Source organism: Paraburkholderia sp. Clong3, assembly GCF_050436485.1.
Classification (GTDB): domain Bacteria; phylum Pseudomonadota; class Gammaproteobacteria; order Burkholderiales; family Burkholderiaceae; genus Paraburkholderia; species Paraburkholderia tuberum.
Map to the genome: position 1 here is coordinate 4,108,785 of NZ_JBNDMH010000002.1, position 22,623 is coordinate 4,131,407.

At 61.1% G+C, this 22,623-nt stretch carries 17 protein-coding genes and 1 tRNA gene; 8 read left to right on the forward strand and 10 right to left on the reverse strand.

Annotated features, from left to right (window positions below):
- Positions 1-60 precede the first annotated feature (60 nt).
- Positions 61-6,477, forward strand: a complete 6,417-nt coding sequence (locus OKW30_RS23170) for a DEAD/DEAH box helicase (RefSeq protein ID WP_429347686.1) — start codon at positions 61-63, stop codon at positions 6,475-6,477.
- Positions 6,474-8,594 carry a UvrD-helicase domain-containing protein gene (locus tag OKW30_RS23175; protein ID WP_429347687.1) on the forward strand — a complete coding sequence of 707 codons (2,121 nt, stop codon included), beginning with the start codon at positions 6,474-6,476 and terminating at the stop codon, positions 8,592-8,594. Before OKW30_RS23170 ends, OKW30_RS23175 begins: the two co-directional genes overlap by 4 nt.
- A 249-nt stretch (positions 8,595-8,843) precedes the next feature.
- Here the strand turns inward: OKW30_RS23175 and OKW30_RS23180 are convergent, their stop codons facing one another.
- The 3 genes from OKW30_RS23180 to OKW30_RS23190 form a co-directional block, all read right to left on the reverse strand.
- On the reverse strand, positions 8,844-9,674 hold the full coding sequence (locus OKW30_RS23180; RefSeq protein ID WP_429347688.1) for a hypothetical protein: 831 nt from the start codon (positions 9,672-9,674) through the stop codon (positions 8,844-8,846).
- Between the two features lie 1,214 nt (positions 9,675-10,888).
- Positions 10,889-11,014 (reverse strand): hypothetical protein, encoded by a 126-nt coding sequence (locus OKW30_RS23185; protein ID WP_256211476.1) that lies wholly within the window; start codon positions 11,012-11,014, stop codon positions 10,889-10,891.
- On the reverse strand, positions 11,014-11,157 hold the full coding sequence (locus tag OKW30_RS23190) for a hypothetical protein (protein ID WP_176133875.1): 144 nt from the start codon (positions 11,155-11,157) through the stop codon (positions 11,014-11,016). Before OKW30_RS23190 ends, OKW30_RS23185 begins: the two co-directional genes overlap by 1 nt.
- A 66-nt stretch (positions 11,158-11,223) precedes the next feature.
- On the opposite strand from OKW30_RS23190, the gene istA reads away from it, so the two are divergent.
- Genes istA through OKW30_RS23205 form a run of 3 tightly spaced genes read left to right on the forward strand, consistent with a single transcriptional unit; the run spans position 11,224 to position 13,695 of the window.
- Positions 11,224-12,726 (forward strand): IS21 family transposase, encoded by a 1,503-nt coding sequence (gene istA, locus OKW30_RS23195; protein WP_429345680.1) that lies wholly within the window; start codon positions 11,224-11,226, stop codon positions 12,724-12,726.
- Positions 12,713-13,477 (forward strand): IS21-like element helper ATPase IstB, encoded by a 765-nt coding sequence (gene istB, locus OKW30_RS23200; RefSeq protein WP_429345679.1) that lies wholly within the window; start codon positions 12,713-12,715, stop codon positions 13,475-13,477. Before istA ends, istB begins: the two co-directional genes overlap by 14 nt.
- Positions 13,474-13,695 carry a hypothetical protein gene (locus OKW30_RS23205; RefSeq protein WP_429345678.1) on the forward strand — a complete coding sequence of 74 codons (222 nt, stop codon included), beginning with the start codon at positions 13,474-13,476 and terminating at the stop codon, positions 13,693-13,695. Before istB ends, OKW30_RS23205 begins: the two co-directional genes overlap by 4 nt.
- Positions 13,696-13,794: 99 nt before the next feature.
- Here OKW30_RS23205 and OKW30_RS23210 read toward each other — a convergent pair whose 3' ends face one another.
- From OKW30_RS23210 to rph, 7 genes are all read right to left on the reverse strand, one after another.
- Positions 13,795-14,976, reverse strand: coding sequence for a hypothetical protein (locus OKW30_RS23210; protein WP_429347689.1), 1,182 nt, complete (start codon positions 14,974-14,976; stop codon positions 13,795-13,797).
- Between the two features lie 109 nt (positions 14,977-15,085).
- A complete protein-coding gene (locus OKW30_RS23215) occupies positions 15,086-15,256 on the reverse strand; it encodes a hypothetical protein (RefSeq protein WP_429347690.1) in 171 nt (56 codons plus the stop codon).
- Between the two features lie 487 nt (positions 15,257-15,743).
- On the reverse strand, positions 15,744-17,573 hold the full coding sequence (locus OKW30_RS23220; protein WP_429347691.1) for a DUF6538 domain-containing protein: 1,830 nt from the start codon (positions 17,571-17,573) through the stop codon (positions 15,744-15,746).
- 103 nt (positions 17,574-17,676) lie between these two features.
- A tRNA-Ser gene (locus OKW30_RS23225) sits at positions 17,677-17,766 on the reverse strand.
- Between the two features lie 54 nt (positions 17,767-17,820).
- Positions 17,821-19,050 (reverse strand): radical SAM family heme chaperone HemW, encoded by a 1,230-nt coding sequence (hemW, locus tag OKW30_RS23230; protein ID WP_429347692.1) that lies wholly within the window; start codon positions 19,048-19,050, stop codon positions 17,821-17,823.
- Positions 19,047-19,709, reverse strand: coding sequence for an RdgB/HAM1 family non-canonical purine NTP pyrophosphatase (rdgB, locus tag OKW30_RS23235; protein WP_429347693.1), 663 nt, complete (start codon positions 19,707-19,709; stop codon positions 19,047-19,049). The genes hemW and rdgB overlap by 4 nt, the downstream gene beginning before the upstream one ends.
- Positions 19,706-20,443 (reverse strand): ribonuclease PH, encoded by a 738-nt coding sequence (gene rph, locus OKW30_RS23240; RefSeq protein ID WP_090801456.1) that lies wholly within the window; start codon positions 20,441-20,443, stop codon positions 19,706-19,708. Before rph ends, rdgB begins: the two co-directional genes overlap by 4 nt.
- A gap of 200 nt (positions 20,444-20,643) precedes the next feature.
- Between rph and OKW30_RS23245 the strand changes: the two genes are divergently transcribed.
- The 3 genes from OKW30_RS23245 to rpoZ are packed head-to-tail and all read left to right on the forward strand — an operon-like array spanning position 20,644 to position 22,534.
- Complete coding sequence (locus OKW30_RS23245; RefSeq protein ID WP_184070839.1) at positions 20,644-21,567, forward strand: YicC/YloC family endoribonuclease; 924 nt, start codon at positions 20,644-20,646, stop codon at positions 21,565-21,567.
- A gap of 19 nt (positions 21,568-21,586) precedes the next feature.
- Positions 21,587-22,270: a guanylate kinase gene (gmk, locus tag OKW30_RS23250; protein WP_090801453.1), complete on the forward strand. Its 684-nt coding sequence runs from the start codon at positions 21,587-21,589 to the stop codon at positions 22,268-22,270.
- Between the two features lie 60 nt (positions 22,271-22,330).
- Entirely contained in the window at positions 22,331-22,534 is a 204-nt protein-coding gene (gene rpoZ / locus OKW30_RS23255) for a DNA-directed RNA polymerase subunit omega (protein ID WP_008921215.1), read from the forward strand.
- Positions 22,535-22,623 lie beyond the last annotated feature (89 nt).

Sequence of the window (22,623 nt, forward strand, 5' to 3'; positions counted from 1 at the left end):
CCGCAGCATGGATGTCCGTTTGGGAGGCTCCGTCAGGGTAGAAAAATCGAATAGGACAACATGCTTCCATCTCTACTGGCCAAAGACATCCAGACTGGCCTGAAACAGTTTCTCGTAGCTGGCTTCGAGCCCGCTGACACCTTCATGCACGGTTTGATGAGCCGATTCGTTGAAGATGAAGCAGCATGGCTGAAGGGACCTTATGTACAGGTGGGGCTGCCCTTCGCGCCGGGGGCGGCGGGCAAGAATTTCTTTTCGGCGTTCGAGACAGCTTACGCGGGCTACAGCCACCAGGAACAGGCATGGAACCGCCTGTCTAGCCGGCATCTGGCAGCCAACACTTTGGTGGCCACAGGGACAGGCAGCGGTAAGACGGAATGCTTTTTGTACCCCGTGCTAGACCACTGCGCACGGGCTCGTGCTGCGGGCGAAGCGGGCATCAAGGCGCTGGTGATTTATCCCATGAACGCCCTAGCCACCGACCAGGCACGACGCATAGCCCAACAGGTAGCCACGGTACCCGCGTTCGCAGGCCTTCGAGTTGGTTTGTACGTGGGCGGTCAAGCGGGGACACCCGGCGACGGCATGGTGATGACCCCACACAGCGTCATCACGGACCGGGACACGCTGCGCAAACACGCGCCGGACATCCTGCTGACCAACTACAAGATGTTGGACTATCTGATGCTCCGCCCGAAGGACCGGCAGCTGTGGTCTGGCAACACCCCGACGACCTTGCGTTACGTGGTGGTGGACGAGTTGCACACCTTCGATGGAGCACAAGGTACCGATTTGGCCTTGCTGCTGCGACGCTTGCGGGCCCGCCTGCAGGTGCCTCCGGAACACCTCATTTGCGCCGGGACCTCTGCCACTCTCGGCGGGGCGACGAATACCGCCCCCTTGCGCGAGTATGCCCGACAGATTTTTGGGGTGCCATTTGCGCCCGATTCGGTCGTGACAGAAAACCGCCAGTCCGTGGGCGTGTTCTTGGAAGACGCCACGGTGGACTTCATGTTCCTGTTCCGGCCCGAGCTTGCCGAGGTACTCGAGCCGTCTGGATATGCGTCTCCTAAGGCGGCGGTGCAAGCCTGGTTCAGGCTGCTCTTTCCTGACGAGCCGCAGCCTGTCGATGTGACGGACCCTGTCTGGCGCAAGGGCTTGGGGCAGCTGCTTAAACGTCACCAGCTCTTCGTCAACCTGCTGAAGCTGCTCAAGGGCGCGGTGGTGAGCTATGGCGAACTGGGTGATGCATTTGCCCGCAGCATGCCCGCCGCTAACGCGGCACATGTTCACCTGGTGCTGGACGCCCTGCTGGTAATGGTTGCATGGGCACTCCGCGAGGGTGAGCAGCCCCTGGTGACCCTGCGCCTCCAGTTGTGGGTGCGGGAGCTGCGGCGCATGGTGAGCAAGCTCAGTGCCGACCGGGAAGAGGTCTGTTTGCGCAGCGAGCGTGACCTTCCGGCAGAGCGCGACGGAGTGTATTTGCCCCTGGTACAGTGCAGCCAGTGTCGAACTACGGGGTGGCTGTCTCGGATTGTTCAAGGCAGCAGCAAACCGTCTACTCAGCTCGACGAGATTTACAACACCTGGTTTGCGAGGCGACCGGAAGTCGCCCGGCTGTATGCGGCCGAAAGCATCGGTCGGTCCCACGTCGAAGGCATCAATCAACAGGTATGCGTGGCTTGCGGCAATGTTCAGCAAGGGGATGCGGCCTGTCTGGCATGCGGGCATCAGGAGCTGTTGTCAGTGTTTCGCGTGACGGCGCAACGTACCCAGGTCATCGGCCAGGCCCAGTACACACGGCATGACGATACCTGTCCTGCCTGTGGCGAAAGGGGGGAGTTGCGATTGCTTGGTGCGCGCACTGCCACTCTGGGCTCGCAGGTGGTTGAAAGCAGTTGGGCGAGCATCTTCAACGACGACAAGAAGTTGATTGCGTTTTCGGATTCGGTGCAGGATGCCGCTCACCGTGCGGGCTTCTTTGGGGCGCGTTCATACCTGAACAATGTGCGTACCGCATTGGCCCACGTGATGGATGAACTGGCTCAGCCGGGTCTGAGCTGGTCGCAGTTTCTGGCCCGGGCCGAGGACCAGTTCGACAAGCCCGGTTCGATTCTTCACATGAGCCCGGAGACCCTGGTCTCGGAGTTCCTGGGGCCCAACATGGCCTGGCAGCGCGACTGGGCGGTGGAGCTCATGCAGCACCATCGCTTGCCGACCACGAGCCGGTTGCCCGCCAAGGTGAAAAAACGGCTGCTGTGGCAGGCGGTCAGCGAACTGACCTATTTCGGGCAGAGGGGGCGCACGCTGGAGCGCATTGGCAAGGCGACGCTTTCCGTGCCCTGGGAGGGGGTGGATAAGGTGGCTCAGCGATTGCTGCCATCTTTGCGCGAACACTTCGGCGCCCACGAGCTCGAACATAAGACTGTGGCGCAATGGCTGTGGGGTACGCTCACACACATGCGCAGGCGGGGTGGCGTCATGCACCCGGAGTTGGCTCTGTATGCAGGTGACGGCAACGTGTATGCCTTGCTGAGAACAGGTGGGCGTGGCGAATGGATGCCCAAGATGGGCGAAAATACCCCCCGACCGGTGTTTTTGACGCTCGGAAAGCAGCGCGACTTCGACAAGTTGTCCGGCACTTCCCGCGCTACCTGGTACGACCGCTGGGCAGCAGCGGTGCTAGGGCAGCAAACCCTGCTGGCCAAAGGCATGGCGGCGGACATGTACCGAGCCGCGTTTGCCGTCTTGCTCGAAGAGGGCTTCCTGCTCCAGACTCCGCACCAACAGGGCGACACTTTGGCGCTCAACCCCGACGCCTTGCTGCTCGACACCGACGTAGCCTTTCTGGCTACTTCCGGCAGCAAGCGCAAACTGGCGGTACCGCGCCGAGACGCTGAATTTCTTCTCGGCATGCCGTGCCTTGACGCTGTGGAGTCCCACTATGAGGCTCTCATCCCGACCGCCGCCGACTGGTGGGCTCAACGCTTCAGCGAAGGAGACCTGCGTCGTGTGATTGCCGCTGAGCACACCGGTTTGCTCGAGCGTCCGGTGCGCGAGGCTCTGGAAAGTCGCTTCAAGGACAGAAGCCCAAAGCCTTGGTATGAGAACCTGCTCTCGGCCACACCGACACTCGAGATGGGTGTGGACATCGGTGACCTTTCATCAGTGTTGCTGTGCTCTGTCCCGCCCAACCAGGCCAGTTTTCTGCAGCGTACGGGTCGGGCGGGGCGACGCGACGGCAACGCCATGACCACCACCCTGGCAGACGGCAACAGCCCGCACGACCTCTACTTCTTCGCCGAGACTGAGGAGATGATTGCCGGTGAGGTAGCGCCCCCAGGAGTCTTCTTGCGTGCAGCAGAGGTGTTGCGTCGGCAGTTATTTGCATTCTGCATGGACGACTGGGTCGCCAGTCTCACCAATCTGACCGCGTTGCCCGACAAGACCTCGCAAGCTCTCGACGCAATGGAGCAGTCAAAACAGGACCGCTTCCCGAATATCTTTTGCGACTATGTTTTGGCCCACGAGGAACGGCTATTCGACGGCTTTGTCCAGTTGCTGGCCGAAGACATGGACGACGTCGTACGCGCCCGTTTGTGGGATTACATGCAAGGGCAGACCGACGTCGATGGACTGCGCACCCGGTTGATGAAGGCGCTAGGAGAGTTGCTGGATGAGCGTCGCGCCTACAAAAAGCGTAAGGATGAGCTCGACAAGGCTAAAACCAAACTCCAGCAAAAACCCAAAGACGAGGCTACCCAGGCTGAAATCGATAACCTGCTGCGCGAGCGCGACACGATGCTGGAGCTGATAAAGGAAATCAACACCCGAGATTTGCTCAACACGCTGACCGACGCGGGGCTGATTCCCAACTATGCCTTCCCCGAGGCAGGTGTAGAGCTCAAATCGGTGCTGTGGCGGAAGCGAGGTGCTGACGAACCAGGGCAGGGCGCGTATGTCACGCTTAAGACCCTCAAGTACGAACGGCCAGCCAACTCGGCACTGTCGGAGTTCGCGCCGGAGAACCGCTTCTATGCCAACCAGCGGCGAGTCGAAGTGGACCAGATAAACATGAATCTGGCCAAGACCGAGGACTGGCGCTTCTGCCCGAGCTGTCACCATATGCAAAACGTGGCTGTCGAGCCAGACCTGCACATGGCGTGCCCCCGTTGCGCTGACGCCATGTGGTCCGACGCCGCGCAAAAGCGGACTTTGCTGCGCTTCAGGCAGGCGATTGCCAACAGCAACGACACCGACGTACGCATCGATGACAGCGCCGAGGACCGGGAGCCCAAGTATTACGTCCGGCAGTTGCTGGCTGATTTCTCGCCGTCGCACGTGCGCGAGGCGTGGCAAATCTCCACGGGGGCGTTGCCTTTCGGCTTTGAGTTTATCTCGAGGGTAACGTTCCGGGACGTGAACTTTGGGGAGCTGGCAAAGGCGGGCGAGCCTTTCAAGGTTGCTGACAAGGACACCTCACGTCCTGGATTCAAGTTGTGCCGGCACTGTGGCAAGGTGCAAAAGCCGGCCCGTCGCAACAGCGACCCAATTGGGCAAAACCACAGTTTCGATTGCCCCAAGCATGGGAACGAGGACCCAGCGAACGTGCTGGAGTGCCTGTACCTGTACCGGGAGTTTGAGTCAGAGGCGCTGCGCGTCCTGGTGCCTTACACCAAGAACGGGGTCGATGAGCGGGTGGTGCAGTCCTTCATGGCCGCCATGCAGTTGGGCCTGAAAAAGCGCTTTGGGGGCAAGGTGGACCATCTGCGGATGGTGCTGCAAGACGAGCCCGGCAAGGACGGTGGACCGCGCAAGCACTACGTGATGCTCTACGACTCGGTGCCGGGTGGAACGGGTTATCTCCACCAGTTGCTGGCGCAGGACGCGGGCACTCTCGCTGACGTGCTGCGCCTGGCGCTGGGGGCCGTGACCAATTGCCAATGCAACGATGACCCGGATAAGGACGGTTGTTACCGCTGTCTGTACCAGTACCGCCTCGGGCGCAGCATGGGGCTCGTTTCCCGCGATATGGCGAAGTCGGTGCTAACCGAACTGGTTGGCTCGCTCGACAAGCTGGAGCGGGTCCAGACCATCTCCGACATCTACATCAACCCCAACTTCGATTCGGTACTGGAAGCACGGTTCATTGAGAGCCTCAAGCGCCTGGGGGGCGTGGCTGGTATTCCGATGGTCAAGCTGGTGCAGGACATTGTCAACGGCAAGTCCGGCTATACGCTCGAAGTGGGACAGCAGAGATACCACGTCGAGCCCCAGTGCGAGCTGGGCAAGGACCAAGGGGTGTTGATTCCGAGCAAGCCGGATTTCGTAATCTGGCCGTGGTCCGTCACGTCCGGACGCAAACCCATTGCGGTGTTTTGCGACGGCTGGGCATACCACAAGCAATGCTTGCGCGAAGATGCCCGAAAACGCAGCGCCATCGTGGCGAGTGGGCGCTTTTGGGTCTGGTCGGTGACGCACAACGATGTGATGACTGCATTGGACGGCAGTCTGGATACCGACCTGGAGTCACCCCTCGTCGCCATGTCTCGCCATGACGGCAATGGAGCCTTGCCCACCGTACCACGGGCGCAGGAAAAGGCCTACACACAACACGCTGTGGCGCGTTTGCTGCAGTGGCTCGCCGCCGGAAACGATGCACAGGGGCAGGATGCTGCGCTGGAGCAATTGCAGCGTAATGCCTTGTGGCTGGGCTTTTTGATGGTGCCGGCCACGGAGCAGGACAAGTCGGCGTGTGCCCACCAGATGGGCCAGTGGTTGCCGCGTCTGCCCGAGGGAGTCCGGGAGCCGGGCAAGGGCTTTGCGCCCAGCGTGTCCAGACCGCAAGGCGCCTGCAGCCAAGTCGGTTGGTGGCCTTTGGCCCTGGCCAAGGGGCAATTATCTGCGCAGGCCTGGTCAGCGCCGGGCGTGGTGGTGCTGGATGAGTCGGCCGCCGGTGACGAGGAAGCGTTGCACCTGGCTTGGCGCAGGTGGCTGATGGTGTTCAACGCGGTCCAGTGTTTGCCGGCCATGTTGTTGACGACAGTCGATGGGCTGGGCGCGCGGGATTACGACGTGCTGAGCACCACGCAGGCAAGCCTGGATACCGCCCCGGCGCAGGCGGGTGACCAGGCAGCGTTGCATCATGCCTGGGTGGAGGTGTTGGGCCAGGTCTTGAGCGAGTTGAAACCAGGGCTCACGCAACTGGCTCACGCTGGAGCCTTAACCCCAGAAGTTGGCCTTGAACTCGCCGATGAAAAAGGACGCGTTTTGGCTGATGCCGAGCTCGCGTGGTCGCATGCCAAGCTGGTCGTCCTCAGACCTGACCAGGAGGATATGGCCGAGACTTGGCAACATGCGCAATGGCAAGTGGTTCTGCTTGATGACACCCACGCGTTGGTGTCCGGTCAATCATGGCCGTTAGCCGTCGCCCCCTCGTTGGGGCTTGAATTGAATCAACCAGGAGTGATTTCGTGAGCTTGAAACCCAAGGTTGCCCTGTCGCAAGATTTCCTTCTGCAGCTGGCGAGGTTGCCGGTCAGCGTGCATTCCAAGGTAATGAAATGGGCTATCCAGTTCCAGGCAGACCCGAAAAGTCCTGGTATCAACTACGAGAACATCAACAGCGCACGTGACCCGAACCTGAAGTCGGTGCGCCTAGACAGAGACTGGCGTGGCATCGTCTTCAAGCCCAGTATGGGAGATGTGTACGTGCTGCTGTACGTTGACCACCATGACGACGCTTACCGCTGGGCGGAAAACCGGAAACTGACCATCAATCCGGTCACGGGTGCCATGCAGCTGGTGAGCGTCGAGAACCTGGCGCAAGAGGCCACCGTTCCGGCACCGGGTGTCGCGCTTTTGGGTGAATCGGCGGCAGCGGATGCCACGGCTGCGGAGGCGACAGCTGTCCAGCAGTTGTTTGCGCATCTCGCCGACCGCGAGTTGATGAGTCTCGGGGTTCCGGAGGAGCTATTGGCAACAGTGCGTTCCATTGACTCTGAAGCTCAACTGGACTCCGTCCAGGTGAAGCTGCCAATGGAGGCTTACGAAGGCCTGTTCCTGGTTGCCGCCGGCGACACCGTGAGCGAGGTACTCACTGCTCGCGAAACTCGGGTAGACCGAACAATTGACACTGCGGACTTTGCGACAGCGCTGGCGGCGCCGGAATCACAGTCCAGGTTTGTGGTTGTCAACGATGATGAGACGATGCTGGCCATCATGAATGCCCCATTGGCACAGTGGCGGGTGTTTCTGCATCCCACGCAGCAAAAGCTGGCCGTGGGGGACCGTAGCGGCGCCGTGCGGGTGCTCGGCGGGGCAGGTACAGGAAAGACGGTGCTGGCCATGCACCGGGCCAAGTGGTTGGCCGAGGAAAGAACGCCGGTGGGCAAAAAGGTGCTGTTCACCACGTTCACGAAGAATCTTGCGGCCGACATCGAGCAAAACCTTCGTACGCTTTGCAGTAGTGAAACCATGTCGAAGCTGGAAGTGCGTAACCTCGACGCGTGGGTCAATGCGTTCATGCGCAGCCGCAAGCTGGAACACCGTATTGTCTACGACCGCAAACAGGATGCAGCATTCCAGGCCTGGCAAGCGGCCCTGGCGGCCAAAGACTCGACCCTTGACCTACCCGATAACTTCTATGAACACGAGCTTGAACAGGTGATTCTGGCCCAGGGAATCACAACTTTGGACCAATACCGTACGGCCCGAAGAACCGGCAGGGGCGTGATTCTTGGTCGCGCCAAACGCGATGCTGTTTGGCCTGTGTTCGAGGAGTACCGAGGTCAGCTGTCCTCGAGAAAGCTGAAGGAAGTAGATGATGCTTATCGCGAGGTCGCGGACATATTGCGCTGCGAACCCGCCTCTACAGCACCTTACAGTGCCATCGTGGTAGACGAGACTCAAGACCTCGGGCCGCAAGCCTTGCGCCTTTTGCGTGCCTTGATAGCCGTCGGGAACAATGACCTGTTCTTTGTCGGCGACGGCCATCAGCGCATCTACAGCAGAAATAAAGCAGCCATGAGTCGCTGCGGTATTGATATTCGGGGACGTTCTAAGAAACTCTACCTTAACTACCGCACCACCGACGAAATCAGGCGTAAAGCAGTCGCCTTGCTGGAGGGGTGCGACGTGGATGATTTGGATGACGGTCATGACGAGACGAAACGCTATAAATCGGTTTCGCACGGACCGAATCCCGAAGTGATAGCAGCGGACGGACTGGAGAGCGCGGCCCAGGAGGCCGTCGAGTTTATTCGTCAATGGACAGCATCGCAGACCGACGGCGTGTCATTGACGTTCTGCGTGATTACCGCGAGCGAAAAGGCGAGAGAGTCCATGGCCATTCAGCTACAGGCAGCGGGGCTCGCATGTGTCGCGATTACAGCGCAAAGCAACCACGCCGATGCACTAGATTCGATTCATTTGGCCACGATGCACCGGGCCAAAGGGTTAGAATTTGATTGTGTGGTGGTAGTTGCCCCAAAAAGCTATTTGGGCGACGTCGAAGAAACCGAGACGCAGAGAAAGCTACTGTACGTGGCTCTTACTAGAGCTAAGTGCGGTGCCATGTTGGCGGTTTTGGGCTAGTCGATATTTCGTCAGCGCCGCGCAAGTCGCAATGGCTGAATGTGCGGTGCCAGCCATGCTCGGCAAGCTCGTAAATAACGACTAAATCCTCCGGTTCCGGTCAAGTCGCGTCGCGTAACAAGCAGCCTCGAAGATGGGAACCGAACCGGAGCGCGAAATGGCTCGCGAGCAGGCCGATTTGCCTTGGCGCTACTCCGATGACGCAGGGGGCAGAGCATTTACGGAAGACGGCTCCGCCCCTTCTGGAAATCACCATGAGTCCCGGCGTCGACGTTGTTCCCCTTTGCGGCTCTGGCACGAAGAGCAGCGCATTCGCAGTAGACTTTCCGACACGCACCGCACGGCCCGTATATTCGTCTTCTCGTAATCCTGTTCGCGCGGGGGTGAGTTTCTCAACTCAAAGTAGTGGGAGTTCCAACGGTAAAGTACCTCGCCCGGTACCACCTTCAGGTCGTCTGGTCGAACGGCGATATTGGGTCGCAATTGAATTGAGCCGGCGTCATGTTCTCTGCTGGTATGCTGCGATTCATCGTCAAGGTTTTTCGCACCGTCATCCGGCAGTTCAGCACAGAAGTTGAGGCCGAATTCGAGGTTGTGCAGTTCTAGGGAGTCAGACTCCCCCGCGATTGTCGAATTGGCTGTCGCCCTTAGCACGAGGTCTTCATCGATGGAGACATTCAGAAGGAGACGTTCAAGCAGAGGCGGCTTGCTGGCGTCAACGGCCACCGCGAGCATACCCAGCGAATTCCGCTCGTCGGTTTTCTGAACGCTTCTTCCGGTCCGCATGGGCGCAGTCAATCTGAATTTTGCGACGCCGTCGGTGGGGTCGCTGCAATACAAAGTCAACGGGTCGCGCAAACCCTGAAATTCGCCTTCGCGGGGCATCAACGTACCGGGCTTAAGGACGGGAAAGTGGTCTGACCTTGCGACCATAACCTCGACATTCTTGGCCAGCATCAGGCGGGCGCGGTCGTGCGCAATCCACGCCGCGCCCTCGGAAATAATCGTATTGCCGCGTTCCGCGATTTTTACCCTTCGTGCTCCAAAGATTTCGTGTAGCCGTTCCTGAATCAGGGGCATGTTTAACCAGCTTCCTAGAGCGCTTTCCGCGCGCGACCTAAGTGGCACATCGAGAAGCGGATAGCACGCCTCATTGCGGAAGACTACGACGTTGCAATCGGGGCAGCAGCGCCTGCTTGCGCCCTTCAACGCGTTGCGAAAATGGAATTGCTATTGTGTTACTAGCAACTCTGCCATTCCGTTGTCTGCGAATACCGACTGGATAACAAAGGTGAGTCGAGCTTGAGGCTGGTCACGGATTACCGCGCGACAAGCCTCTACGAAGAGTCGGCCGGCGGCTGGGATTTCGGGCAGGCCACCCGTATGAAACCAGCGAATCCCGGCTCGAAGAAATGTGCGTGCATTGTCGCCCCGGAGAGCGTGGAGAGTCTGCAAAAACTCGTCGAGAGTCACCGTTCGCAAGGCGACTAGGTCGCTCTCCCTTAAACCATCGCTCTCGTCGCGAGTGCCGATTTCAATGAGTTCCGGGCGAGGGAACGCCCGTCGCCAAGCGTCCTCGACCGCTAGGCGTATACGGGGATGTAAGTCCCGACCATGTGTTTCGACAGCACCTGACCGTGAAAACTGCAAGCTGCTTTCGCGTTGCTGGAAGTCGCGAATCCAACTGTCAATTGTCGTATTGGCCAACCCCTGGTCTCCCAACCGGATTGCGAGATTACTAAATGACGTGACTGAGTACATATCGAGCTTCGCGACATTTCGGGACAGGGTTACGGCGCGTTCCCGAAGTTCGGAATTGGAGGTGTGAATGGCGGTCGGAATCCGACATTGGATGGCGGCGTCGGACAGCCGGGCGACGCGATTGCTGTTCAGCCCGGCGACTCTGGGACGTTTCATGAGGCTCACATTCGGGTGCGTCGGAGGGAGCCCGTAGGGCGAGCGCAGACGCACCGGGGATGTTCGGTTCGGCAGGGGGATGACGCGGGAATCGGGATGCGGTAGAAGAACGACTACAACTGACCGCCGAAGAAACAGGCCCGACACCGGTCCTAACCGCCAAGTTCATTCCAGTGTCGAGCCCCACACGCGCACAACGGGGTACGGGTGCCGGGCCAGTATGGCACGGCTGATCCGCCTCGTCGATTCCGCTTCGGCATTGACGGGGACTGCCGATGCCGGCCACTGGCCGCCTCTTTCTGTGCGCCCGCTGCCGGGCGCAGGTCGTCGTGTGCCGCCGTTGCGATCGCGGCCAGATTTACTGCGGTGGCGACTGCTCACAGGCCTCGCGCCGCGCCCGCCTGCGCGAGGCTGGCCAACGCTATCAACTCAGTCGTCGTGGCCGCTTTGCACATGCCGAACGGATGCGTCGCTATCGTCAGCGCCTCAATAAAGTGACGCATCAGCGTTCCCCGACACCCGTCGCCAATGCTCTACTGCCACTGACTTCGACGACGACGGCCACCGCATCGACATCCACTGTCGCCGCGCCCGGATCGACGCCTTGCTGCTTCTGTCGCCGCATCTGTTCGGGCCTTGTACGCATCGGGCCACTGCGCCGTCGGGTCTTCCGTGATGTTCGTACTACTACTGACAGAACAGGAAACGACCCATGACCATTGGAGCTGAACTCGAGGCGCAGATCCTGCGCTATTACCACGTGGAGAAGTGGCGTTGCGGCACCATCGCGCGCCAGTTGCGCGTGCACCGCGGCACCGTCCAGCGCGTGCTGGCCCAGGCCGGCCTGCCCAGGATTGGCGCCGTGCAGCGAGCCTCACAGATCGATGCTTACCTGCCGTTCATCCACGAGACGCTAAAGAAGTTTCCCTCGCTCACGGCCAGTCGCCTGTATGCGATGGTGTATGAGCGCGGCTACCGGGGCAGTCACCACCACTTCCGGCACCTGATCTCGCTGCACCGGCCACGCCCGGTACCTGAGGCTTACCTGCGCCTGCGCACGCTGCCCGGGGAACAGGCGCAGGTCGATTGGGCCAGCTTCGGTCACCTGCAGATCGGTCGGGCACGACGACCGCTGATGGCCTTCGTGATGGTGCTGTCGTGGTCACGGCAGATCTATCTGCGCTTCTTCCTCGATGCCCGTATGGACAGTTTCCTGGCAGGACATGCCGGCGCCTTCGAAGCATGGTCCGGGGTCCCCAGGGTTCTGCTTTACGATAACCTGCGTAGCGCCGTGCTTGAGCGTCAGGGCGATGCGATCCGCTTCCACCCGACATTGCTCGCGTTCGCCGCGCATCATCGTTATGAGCCTCGTCCGGTGGCTGTCGCACGGGGCAACGAGAAGGGGCGCGTTGAACGGGCAATCCGCTTTGTACGCGAGAGCTTCTTTGCCGCTCGCAGATTCACGGACCTCGACGATCTCAACGCCCAGGCGGCAATCTGGTGCGCGGGACCCGCTGCTGAGCGGCCCTGCCGCGAAGAACCCATGATCACCGTGCGCGAGGCCTTCGGGCGCGAACAGCCCAGCCTGCTCACGTTGCCGGAGAATCCGTACCCGTGTGAGCTGCTTCTCGCCGTGAAGGTCGGCAAGACGCCCTACGTGCGCTTCGACCTGAACGACTATACGATCCCGTATACCCATGTGCGACGCACGCTCACGGTACGAGCTGATCCCCGGCGCGTACGCATTCTCGACGGCGCCGATCTGCTCGCCACCCATGAACGCAGTTACGATCGCGGCGCGCAGATCGAGATTGCCGCACACATCGATGCGCTCGTCGCAAGGAAGCACGAGGCCCGTCACCATCGCGGTCTTGATCATCTGGCCCGGGCTGCGCCGGCCAGCCGGACCCTGATGCTGCACGCCGCTGAGCGTGGCGGCAATCTGGGCAATATCACCACGCACCTGCTGCGACTGCTCGACCGCTATGGCCCGGCCGAACTGCAGGCCGCGATCGAGGAAACCCTTGCCAGCGACGCGGCGCCTCATCCCAATCCGGTACGTCTGGCGCTTGAGCGCCGGCGCGAGGCACGGCAGGCCCCGCCGCCAGTCACCCTCATCCTGCCCGAACACGTGCGCAACAAGGACACGCTGGTGACACCACACCGGCTCGACATCTACGACCAGCTTGCGGGAGGCGCCGATGAACACGCCTGAGAACCTTCATGGGCGCGCGAACGCCCTGCGTCTGTACGGACTGCTCGCGCATTGGACCGATGTGGCCGCCGAACAGTGGGTCGCGCCGCTGTTGCAGTGGGAAGAGGATGAGCGCGCCCGCCGATCACTGGAGCGACGTATCCGCGATGCCCGCCTGGGCAACTTCAAGCCGCTGTGCGACTTCGACTGGAGCTGGCCCACGCGCTGCGACCGGCTTGCCGTTGAAGAGTTGATGTCGCTCGGGTTCGTCAGGGATACCGCCAACGTCGTGTTGATCGGCCCGAATGGTGTCGGCAAGTCAACCCTCGCGCTCAATCTCGCCTATCAGGCGCTCGTGCACGGTCACACCGCGCTGTTCACTACCGCCGGTCAGATGCTCGGCGAACTGGCCGCACTGGACAGCGATTCGGCGCTGCGTCGACGCCTGCGCCGCTATGCATCCCCTGACGTCCTGGTGATTGATGAGGTCGGTTACCTCTCGTACTCAAACCGCCACGCCGATCTGCTGTTCGAACTGGTCAGCCGCAGGTACGGATCGGCAAGTACCGTGGTCACAACCAACAGACCGTTCTCCGAATGGCACGAGGTGTTCCCGAACGCCGCCTGTGTCGTCTCGCTCGTTGACCGGCTGGTCCATCGCGCCGAAGTCATTGCCATCGAGGGCGAGTCCTACCGGGTCAAGGAAGCGCGCGAGAGGGCCGAGCAACGCGCCAGCAGACGCAGTAGCGCGCGTGCGGAGAAGAAATCATGAAGCGCCTGGCACACCTGCCTTCGGGCATCACCCGTGGGCTCGACTTCCTGATACCGGACAACTGGTCGCCGGAACAGGCGCTCGCCGTCGTCGAACTCATCGGGGATCTGCGTGCCCGGATCTGCATGCACTATGACCTCGCCCTGCATGACCTGCTGCACGAACAGCATTCCCCTCCCGAGGATCCCAATCTCAACGACATCGGCGATCCATTCTGATTGGGACCGGCCACCCCGACCGAGGCCGTCAACGGCGCTTCATTGTTGACGGTCCTGGTGAACCTTGTGCCGCCATTTATGTGCGGATTTACGCCGCCGTCAACAGGAGGCGGCGGGGTCGCCCCAATAGTCGCCAATTAGGCTCTGGAATTCACTATGGAGTGTCTGGACATCCGTCTCCGATTGGTACTTTGAGACGATGGCATCGAGGCCTTCGCGGTCCAGCAGTCCGGTGTCAAGGTATCTGGCTACAAGGACTTCGTATTCATCCGATACCATGATTCCAAGGTCTCCAAGCAATGATTCCCAGCCGGTCTGTTCATTGTTTTGCCCTTCAATCCTGTGAAATGCTGCAATGAAGGAATTGAAGCTAAGAACGAACTCCTTCGAAGGCCCATCTGCGAGCGCCTTGTAATGAATGGCTGCGAGCAGCGCAGTAGAAGGGACCATGCGGCTTGCTATCTCGGTCGACAGATTTGGATATCGACCCACGGTCGAATTCACGGTGCGCAGCAAACGATGCAGGACACGGATATTAGTGACATTTATCCTCGAAACTACCGCGCGAAGTTCCTCCGCGTAACGACAGGGTACCTCACGGAGAGCGATATCAAACGCGTTGATGGCGCTTGGCTCAAGGGATATTTCATGCTGAATGACCTTTTCACGCAGGGCGTCCCATCTCTCAACGTCTTTGAGCTCGCCGATATTGAGAATTAGCAGAAATCGAGTGTTGATATGTTCGGCAAATTGATTGATGAAGCCGAGCAGTTCATCTAGCGCAAAAGATGATTGTGCACGCTCAATATCATCAATAACGACAAATCGGTCTTTAAGTACGGCATCCATCGAAAGCAAGGCAAGGTCGTTTAGGAGTGCCGCGCCCGGATGCAGCCTTCGTAGAACCCGCATGCCCGTCGATAGGGTTTTTATGGTCTCTCGTTTCAGCTTGCTCTCGTCTCCGTGCAACGCTGCATCGGCTAGAAGGCGTAGCTTCATCTCGTCGGCTGAACGAATGCCAAAAAGCGACACATACAGCGTGGGCCGACCGATTTTGTCCTCGACGTCTTTCTTAATCGACCGCCATAGCCACGTCTTTCCGGTTCCCCATTTCCCGGACATCGCTACCACTGCGTTGTTAGAGTCGGTGACAAGTTCGAAGATGCTGTTTTTTACACCATCTGGTGACATATTATTTTTTTCAACCTCTAGCTTTAGAAGAAATTTGTGCTTTGTCGAAAACCAATATTGGAACGCGAGAAAGTGGCACAGGCTCTGCATCGAAGAATAGCGCTAAAGAGCGCTAGCCGCGACCGCCGCCGGCGCGCGCGTCGCGGTCAGTGACGCCAATCCAGGTGTCTTCACGATTTCTCCGCGCTGGTTGTCTGTTTCAGCCGCTCCTTGAACCCCATGCCCTGTCCGACGCTTCCGTGGTCATTGCGGCGTCGAACCTAGGGAGCCGGGGCGGAACGGCCAGCGGATTGCGGCGCAAATCCCGTTTGATGGTGTGCGGCGCGCGTTTCAGAAGCGCCGCCAGGTCGTGCAAATCGAGCAACTGCATGGTGTTTCCCTGCCCCAGGGTCGCTAGCCATGTGGCCGTGTGGGGCTCAGGACGACGGTACATGGCAGAACGAGGCGAGACGCGTCATTCTGGCAACGTGTAGACGACGGTTTTATTTTCTGGCAGGCAGGCTCTACAGGCAGGACGAGGTCAGCAAAGCGCCGGGTGCCTGCTCGCGTTGCGCGAGGCATTCTCCGTGGCGGCCCAGTCGGGGTGCGCCCGGGATGCTGTAATCGCGTGCGGGCGAGCTCGGGCAATGGGCACCGGGGAAGGCGACGTCCGGCCGACCCGGTGTGGATAACCACAGCGGCCATCGCGCTGGGCAGCGCCGGCGACGACATCGAACCCGGACCTGAGTCAGGCCAAATGGCCGGTCGGTGTGTCACCCGGTCCCGCATGCTGCGGCAGGGCAGGGCGGTGCAACCGGAAGAACACGGGTCGCGGATTGCTGACGGTCTCTGGCTGTGCGACGGTGGACCCGCCCGACTTACGAGAGCTGGCCCGCCAGCCATTCTCTGTAGACCGGGGGAAAAACGACTCCCTCGAAGTCAATCTGCGCGACAAAGCGCTGGATGTGCGCTGGCATGTAGCCGTTGCCATAGTCGATAGCGCTGCTCAGCGCGCGGAAAATCTCCTGGTCCGACGCACGCGGCAACCGGCGGCCGGTAAGGAACTCGCCCAGTCCTGCAGGCCAAGCACCATTGATGGCTTGTGCGTCCCGCACGCGGTCTTCGTGCTGATGACGGAAACTGTGATTGCCAAACCCGTGACCAAACCCGAGGCGGTCGCGGACATGACGCAGGAAGGCTTGCTCATAGGCGCGTCCCCACAACGGTGCCTCGCCTCCCGGGTTGGGAATCGCTGACGGGAACAGCGGCGTGCCTGGCGGGTGGGTGACCTGCATGTCCCGGATGAAATCCGCGAGCCCGAGGGTGCAGAGTCTCGGGTGAACCGGAACCGTCCGGAACGTCGCCTCATTTTTCAGTCTGCGTTCAGGCAGACTGGCCGTGTCGTCAACCTCGTTCAGGTCGGTCTGGACCCTGACCAGAAGGACAGCGTCGATGAAGCTGAAATCGCTGTTGACCAACTGGACGACTTCGCGCACACGCATGCCGTGGCAGGTGGAAATGAGCGGGCACCAGTAGCGACCGGCCAGGTCCGTCGACATTTTTCCGGTCCAGTGTCTGGCATCCGGGTCATACCAGTCCGATGCAAAAACCGCGTTGACCTGGGCGACTGTGAAGGGTTTCCGGGGCTTCTTCCGCGCCTTCTCCTCCTGCTTCGAGATTTTCGGCGTGGTCTCGAGGTGATTCATGGGATTGTCGGCGTGCATGTGGCCCTGCGTGCGCGCGAGTGCAAAAAATTCGCGCAGAGCCCGTCGCACGAATCCGTCGGCATAGGACTGCGACCAGGGCTTGACCTTCGCGTGAAGGCGGTCTTCTAGGAACCGGTAAATGTCGTGCGCAGTTACGTCGTTGACCGGCACGTCGCCAACGAACGCAATCAGGCGTTCCCAGACCGACACGCTTTTCGAGATTGATTTTTTTTCGATGGAGCCACGCTTGTGGGCTTCATATTCAGGGATGACGGCGGAAAGTAGCGCTCCGGATGATGCAGGTACCGGAAATTCGGACCCCTTTCCGTTGAGTACCGTTGTGATAACTTCGTGCGCGACCCGTTCGGTTTCGGCAAAGGCAAGGACGAAATCGTGCAGGAGCGGGTCGTCTGGCGCAACGAGGTATGCGGCGTCTTCCGCATATTCGAGCGCCTGTTCCGCAACAATATCCCACGCGCGGGCGACGTTGCCCCGGGCAATCACCGTCCGCGTCATGCGGTCGACTCTCCGGCTGAACGGCCTCATCTCGCGCGCGAGTGCTTTCGCCGCGATGCGGTCCTTCTGCTTGTCCCCGGTGTTGATGTTCCGGTCATCGTGCAGGGTCTTTTCCCAGTCGGCCATGCGCATCGCGCAGATTCGCTTGATGAGGGAAGGCGAGAGCGCGGTGGGTTTCCCGGGAGAGTCGTAGACGAGAGGAGGCTCCAGGTCGGCAATGAGTGAGCCCTCGGGAAGGGGCGGTCTCGCAGGCGTCTGCGTCTGTTCCTCTTTCTTTTTCTTTTTCTCGGCATCCTCCGCCCATTCGGCGCGGAGTTCCGCTTCGATGCGCGCACCTTCAGCGAGCGCTTTGACGCGGTCGGGGGTGCCCGTGCTGCGTCGGGTACGGTCGGTGCCGGCGATATCCTGCAGCGAGGCCGGGACAGAAATGTCGACGTACCAGTTGCGGCTCCGGCCGTTGGAATGGGGAATCAGCTTGACGGACACGTCGTCATCCCGTGAGGTATCGGCACACATAACCGGCACACCTTTTAACCCTAACTCGTTGAAGGAGCAGGATTATACGGGAAATCAACGCCCTGGAGAGAGGTGGCGGAGGCGGTGAGATTCGAACTCACGGAAGGATTGCTCCTTCGCCGGTTTTCAAGACCGGTGCCTTAAACCACTCGGCCACACCTCCAAGCTGCAAATTGTAACCTGAAAAGACCTCGTTGCGAGTCCGGCCGACCCGCCATCACTGCGGATCTTTCAGGAACAGCGCCTGCAAGTCGTTCAGGAACGCCTGCCCAAGCGGCGTCGGCGCGATCCGTTCGTGGTCGCGTGTGATCAGCTTGCGCTGTTCCGCTTCCTGCAACGCCGGCTCGATCGTCGTGATCGACAGGCCCGTGCGCTCGATGAACCGATGCACCGGAAATCCTTCTACCAGGCGCAGCGCGTTCAGCATGAACTCGAACGGCAGATCGCGCGGCCCGACCTCATGCTCTTCCTGCACGCTTGCACCAGCCCTGGCCTGCTCGATGAACGTGGTCGGATGCTTGTAGCGCGCCTGGCGCACGATGCGATTAGGAAACGACAGCTTCGTATGCGCGCCCGCGCCGATGCCGAGATAGTCGCCGAAGCGCCAGTAGTTCAGATTGTGTTTGCTCTGCCGATGCGGCTGCGCATACGCGGACACCTCGTAGCGCCCGTAGCCGGCCTCGGCGGTGCGTTGATGAATCCAGTCCTGCATGTCTGCGGACGCGTCATCGTCGGGCAACGCGGGCGGAAACCTGGCGAATAGCGTGTTCGGTTCGAGCGTCAGGTGATACAGCGACAGATGCGGCGGGGCAAACGACAACGCCGTTTCCACGTCGGCCTGACATTCGGCGAGCGTTTGCTTGGGCAGCGCGAACATCAGGTCGAGGTTGAAGTTGTCGAACGTGGTCGCGGCGACTTCGACCGCGTGGCGTGCCTGCGCCGCGTCGTGAATGCGGCCGAGCGCCTTCAGATGCGTTTCGTTGAAACTCTGGATGCCGACCGACAGCCGGTTCACGCCGCTCGCGCGAAACTGCGCGAACTTGTCGGCTTCGAACGTGCCGGGGTTCGCTTCGAGCGTGATTTCCGCGTCGGCGTCGAGCGGCAGCAGCGCGCGTATATCCGACAGCATGCGATCGAGCCCCGCCGCCGACAGCAAACTAGGCGTGCCCCCGCCGATGAACACCGTATGCACCTGGCGCCCCCAGATCAGCGGCAACGCCATTTCCAGATCGGCGCGCAGCGCGTCGAGGTAGTCGTTCTCCGGGAACGTCTCGCCTTTCCACTCGTGCGAATTGAAGTCGCAGTACGGGCACTTGCGCACGCACCACGGGAAATGCACGTACAGCGCAAGTGGCGGCAGCGACGTCAAACGGATGCTGCCCGGCGACGTGAACGCACTGACGACACCCTTGCCGAGGTCCGCCGGCGTCGATCGGATCGGAATCACGCTTCCTCCGACAGACGCGCGAGCAGTTGCCGCAACGCGATCGCGCGATGGCTGCTCGCGTTCTTGAGCGCCGGCTCGAGTTCGGCGGCGCTCGCGTTCAGCGACGGCAGATAGAAGTACGGGTCGTAACCGAAGCCATGCTCGCCGCGCGGCGCGTCCAGGATTTCGCCATGCCAGCGGCCTTCGGCGATCAGCGGTTCGGGATCGTCCGCGTGACGCACGAGTGCGAGCACGCAGTAGTAATAGCCGCGGCGGTCGCTCACGTCCCGCAGGTCGTCGACGAGGCGCGCGTTGTTCGCCGCGTCGCTTTTCTCGCCGCCGGCGAGTTGCGCGAAGCGGGCCGAGTAGACGCCCGGCGCGCCGCGCAGCGCGCGCACGCAAAGGCCCGAGTCGTCGGCGAGCGCGGGCAGGCCGGTGAGCCGCGCAGCGTGACGGGCCTTCGTCAGCGCGTTTTCGACGAAGGTGGGATGCGGTTCTTCCGCTTCCGGCACGTTGAGCTCGCCTTGCGCGATCAACTCGATGCCGGCCGCGCCGAGCAGCGCCGCAAATTCGCGCAGCTTGCCCGCGTTGTTCGACGCGAGCACAACCTTTTTCAGCGGCATTCCCGACGTTACGCCGTGAGCATTGTTCCCGCCACCGTCCTGACGAACCTCATTCACTGCTGCACTCCCAGCGCCTCTTTCTGCTTCGCGATCAGCGTGCTGATGCCGTCGCTCGCGAGATCGAGCAGCGCATTCATTTCTTCGCGCGAGAACGGCACGCCTTCCGCAGTGCCCTGAATTTCGACGAAGCCGCCCGCCCCCGTCATTACGACGTTCATGTCGGTGTCGCACTGCGAGTCTTCGTCGTAGTCGAGGTCGAGCACCGGCACGCCGTCGTACACGCCGACCGAAATCGCGGCGACGTAATCCAGGATCGGCGAGCTTTCGATGCGGCCCGTGGCAAGCAATCTGGCGACCGCATCATGCGCGGCGACGAACGCGCCGGTAATGCTCGCGGTGCGTGTGCCGCCATCGGCCTGGATCACGTCGCAGTCGAGATTGAGCGTGCGCGCGCCGAGCTTCTCGAGATCGAACACCGAGCGCAGCGCGCGGCCGATCAGCCGCTGGATTTCCTGCGTGCGGCCGGTTTGTTTGCCGCGCGCGGCTTCGCGGTCGCTGCGGGTATGCGTGGCGCGCGGCAGCATGCCGTATTCGGCGGTGAGCCAGCCCTGGCCGCGATCGCGCAGAAACGGCGGTACGCTCTCGCTGACGCTCGCGGTGCAGATCACCTTGGTGTCGCCGAATTCGACCAGCACCGAGCCCTCCGCATGCTTCGTGTAGTGACGCGTGATGCGCACGTCGCGCAACTGGTGGGGCTGGCGGCCGCTGGGGCGTTGGGTGTCGTTGCTCATGTCGGAATGGGTCGGGATGGGCTGGAGGAGGGCGGAGGAAAAACCCTAATTTTACCGCCGATCGGATAGGGCGGTTGCCCATACGGATGGCTGCGACAAAAATGGGATAATGCCGATTCCCCGCCCCGCGTCTCGTACACGCCGGGCGATCCGCTTCTCAGGCCATCGTCTACCGCATGGCCGCAATCGCGAGAAATACGATGATCTACAGCATGACTGGCTATGCGAGCGCCACGCGCGAACTCGTGGCAGCCTCGGGCACGGGTGGCGTCAGCGTGTCGGTCGAATTGCGCACGGTGAACTCGCGCTTTCTCGATCTGAACTTCCGCATGCCGGAAGACGTGCGCGTCGTCGAACCGACGCTGCGCGAGATGCTGATGAACAAGCTGTCGCGCGGCAAGGTCGACATTCGCGTGAATCTGCAGCGCAGCGAGCAGTCGGCGAACGCGGGCGCGATCAACCGCGACGCGCTCGCGCAACTCGCGCAGCTGGAACGCACGGTGCTCGGCACGTTTCCTGAAGCCGGCCGTCTGCGCACCGGCGAAATTCTGCGCTGGCCGGGCGTGCTCGCCGAAAGCGGCATCGCGCCCGAGACGCTGCGCGAAGCGGTGCTCGGATGCGGCAAGCAGGCGATCGCGGACCTGATCGACGTGCGCGCGCGTGAAGGCGCGCAACTCGCGACGATGCTGCTCGCCAACGTCACCGAAATGGAGACGATCGTCGTGAAGATCACCCCGCTCGTGCCCGAGCTGATTGCGCGACATCAGCAGAAAATCGTCGAGCGTCTGCAGGAAGCGCTCGGCATCGCCGCGCCGGATGCGGCCGCGACGATCGTGTCGCGCGAAGAGATCAACGAGCGGATTCGCCAGGAAGTGACGATGTACGGCATTCGCATCGACATCGCCGAAGAGCTGTCGCGCCTCACCGCGCACCTGAACGAAACGCGTCACGTGATCGAGAAGGGCGGCAAGGTCGGCAAGCGGCTCGACTTCATGATGCAGGAGCTGAACCGCGAAGCGAACACGCTCGGTTCGAAGGCGGCGGCGAAGGAACTCGCGGATTCGTCGATGACGCTGAAGCTCTTGATCGAACAGATGCGCGAGCAGGTACAGAATCTCGAATAAGGCTGGAGCACCACACATCATGACCGACCACCATCCACGCGAAACCGGCGCGGCGCGCCATTCGTACGCCGGCGCTTATCCCGGCAACCTGTTCATGGTCGTCGCGCCGTCGGGCGCGGGCAAGTCGACGCTCGTGAACGCGTTGCTCGCGAGCGACGACGCGATCCGTCTGTCGATCTCCTACACGACGCGCCCGCCGCGTCCGAAGGAGCAGGACGGCGAGCACTATCACTTCACGAGCGTCGAAGATTTCATGCAGCGTCACGACGCGGGCGAGTTTCTCGAAAGCGCGGAAGTGCACGGCAACTATTACGGCACGTCGCGCGTGTGGATCGAGGAGCAGATGAAAAACGGCCATGACGTGCTGCTCGAAATCGACTGGCAGGGTGCGCAGCAGGTGAAGAAGCAATTCAACAACGCGGTGGAGATTTTCATTCTGCCGCCGTCGCTCGAAGCGCTCGAAGAGCGTCTGAAAAAGCGCGGCCAGGACGAGCCGAACGTAATCACGCGACGCTTGCTCGCGGCGGGCGGCGAGATCGCGCACGCGGCCGAAGCGGAGTACGTCGTGATCAACGAGAACTTCGATCGCGCGCTGGCGGAGTTGCAGTGCCTCGTCGGCGCGACGCGCTCGCGCTTCGCGTCGCAGTACGCGCGTCACACGCAGCTTTTCATGCAGCTCGGCATCCACCTGCCGCATGCGTGAGCGCGGCGTGGTGTCAAGCACATAAGGTAGAATAAGCAACATACTGAGAAGGAACCCAACATGGCCCGCATTACCGTCGAAGACTGCCTCAAACAGATCCCGAACCGTTTCGAACTCGCGCTTGCCGCAACCTATCGCGCGCGTCAGCTCGCTCAAGGCCACACGCCGAAAATCGAAAGCCGCGACAAGCCCACCGTCCTCGCCCTGCGTGAAATCGCATCGGGTCAGGTCGGCGTCGAAATGCTGAAGAAGGTGCCGGTCTAAGGCCCACGGATTTTCGTTTTCGACTTGCCGGTATTCGCCACACCGGATTGCTCAACGTGCAGAACTGCGTCCAACCCTGACCGCTACCG

Excerpts from the sequence above, each read along its gene's own strand:
- OKW30_RS23170 (WP_429347686.1), top strand. The coding sequence starts at position 61 with ATGCTTCCATCTCTACTGGCCAAAGACATCCAGACTGGCCTGAAACAG.
- OKW30_RS23180 (WP_429347688.1), bottom strand. The coding sequence starts at position 9,674 with ATGCCCCTGATTCAGGAACGGCTACACGAAATCTTTGGAGCACGAAGG.
- OKW30_RS23185 (WP_256211476.1), bottom strand. The coding sequence starts at position 11,014 with ATGCGTCACTTTATTGAGGCGCTGACGATAGCGACGCATCCGTTCGGC.
- OKW30_RS23190 (WP_176133875.1), bottom strand. The coding sequence starts at position 11,157 with ATGCGTACAAGGCCCGAACAGATGCGGCGACAGAAGCAGCAAGGCGTC.
- istA (WP_429345680.1), top strand. The coding sequence starts at position 11,224 with ATGACCATTGGAGCTGAACTCGAGGCGCAGATCCTGCGCTATTACCAC.
- istB (WP_429345679.1), top strand. The coding sequence starts at position 12,713 with ATGAACACGCCTGAGAACCTTCATGGGCGCGCGAACGCCCTGCGTCTG.
- OKW30_RS23205 (WP_429345678.1), top strand. The coding sequence starts at position 13,474 with ATGAAGCGCCTGGCACACCTGCCTTCGGGCATCACCCGTGGGCTCGAC.
- OKW30_RS23210 (WP_429347689.1), bottom strand. The coding sequence starts at position 14,976 with ATGCAGAGCCTGTGCCACTTTCTCGCGTTCCAATATTGGTTTTCGACA.
- OKW30_RS23215 (WP_429347690.1), bottom strand. The coding sequence starts at position 15,256 with ATGCAGTTGCTCGATTTGCACGACCTGGCGGCGCTTCTGAAACGCGCG.
- rph (WP_090801456.1), bottom strand. The coding sequence starts at position 20,443 with ATGAGCAACGACACCCAACGCCCCAGCGGCCGCCAGCCCCACCAGTTG.
- OKW30_RS23245 (WP_184070839.1), top strand. The coding sequence starts at position 20,644 with ATGATCTACAGCATGACTGGCTATGCGAGCGCCACGCGCGAACTCGTG.
- gmk (WP_090801453.1), top strand. The coding sequence starts at position 21,587 with ATGACCGACCACCATCCACGCGAAACCGGCGCGGCGCGCCATTCGTAC.
- rpoZ (WP_008921215.1), top strand. The coding sequence starts at position 22,331 with ATGGCCCGCATTACCGTCGAAGACTGCCTCAAACAGATCCCGAACCGT.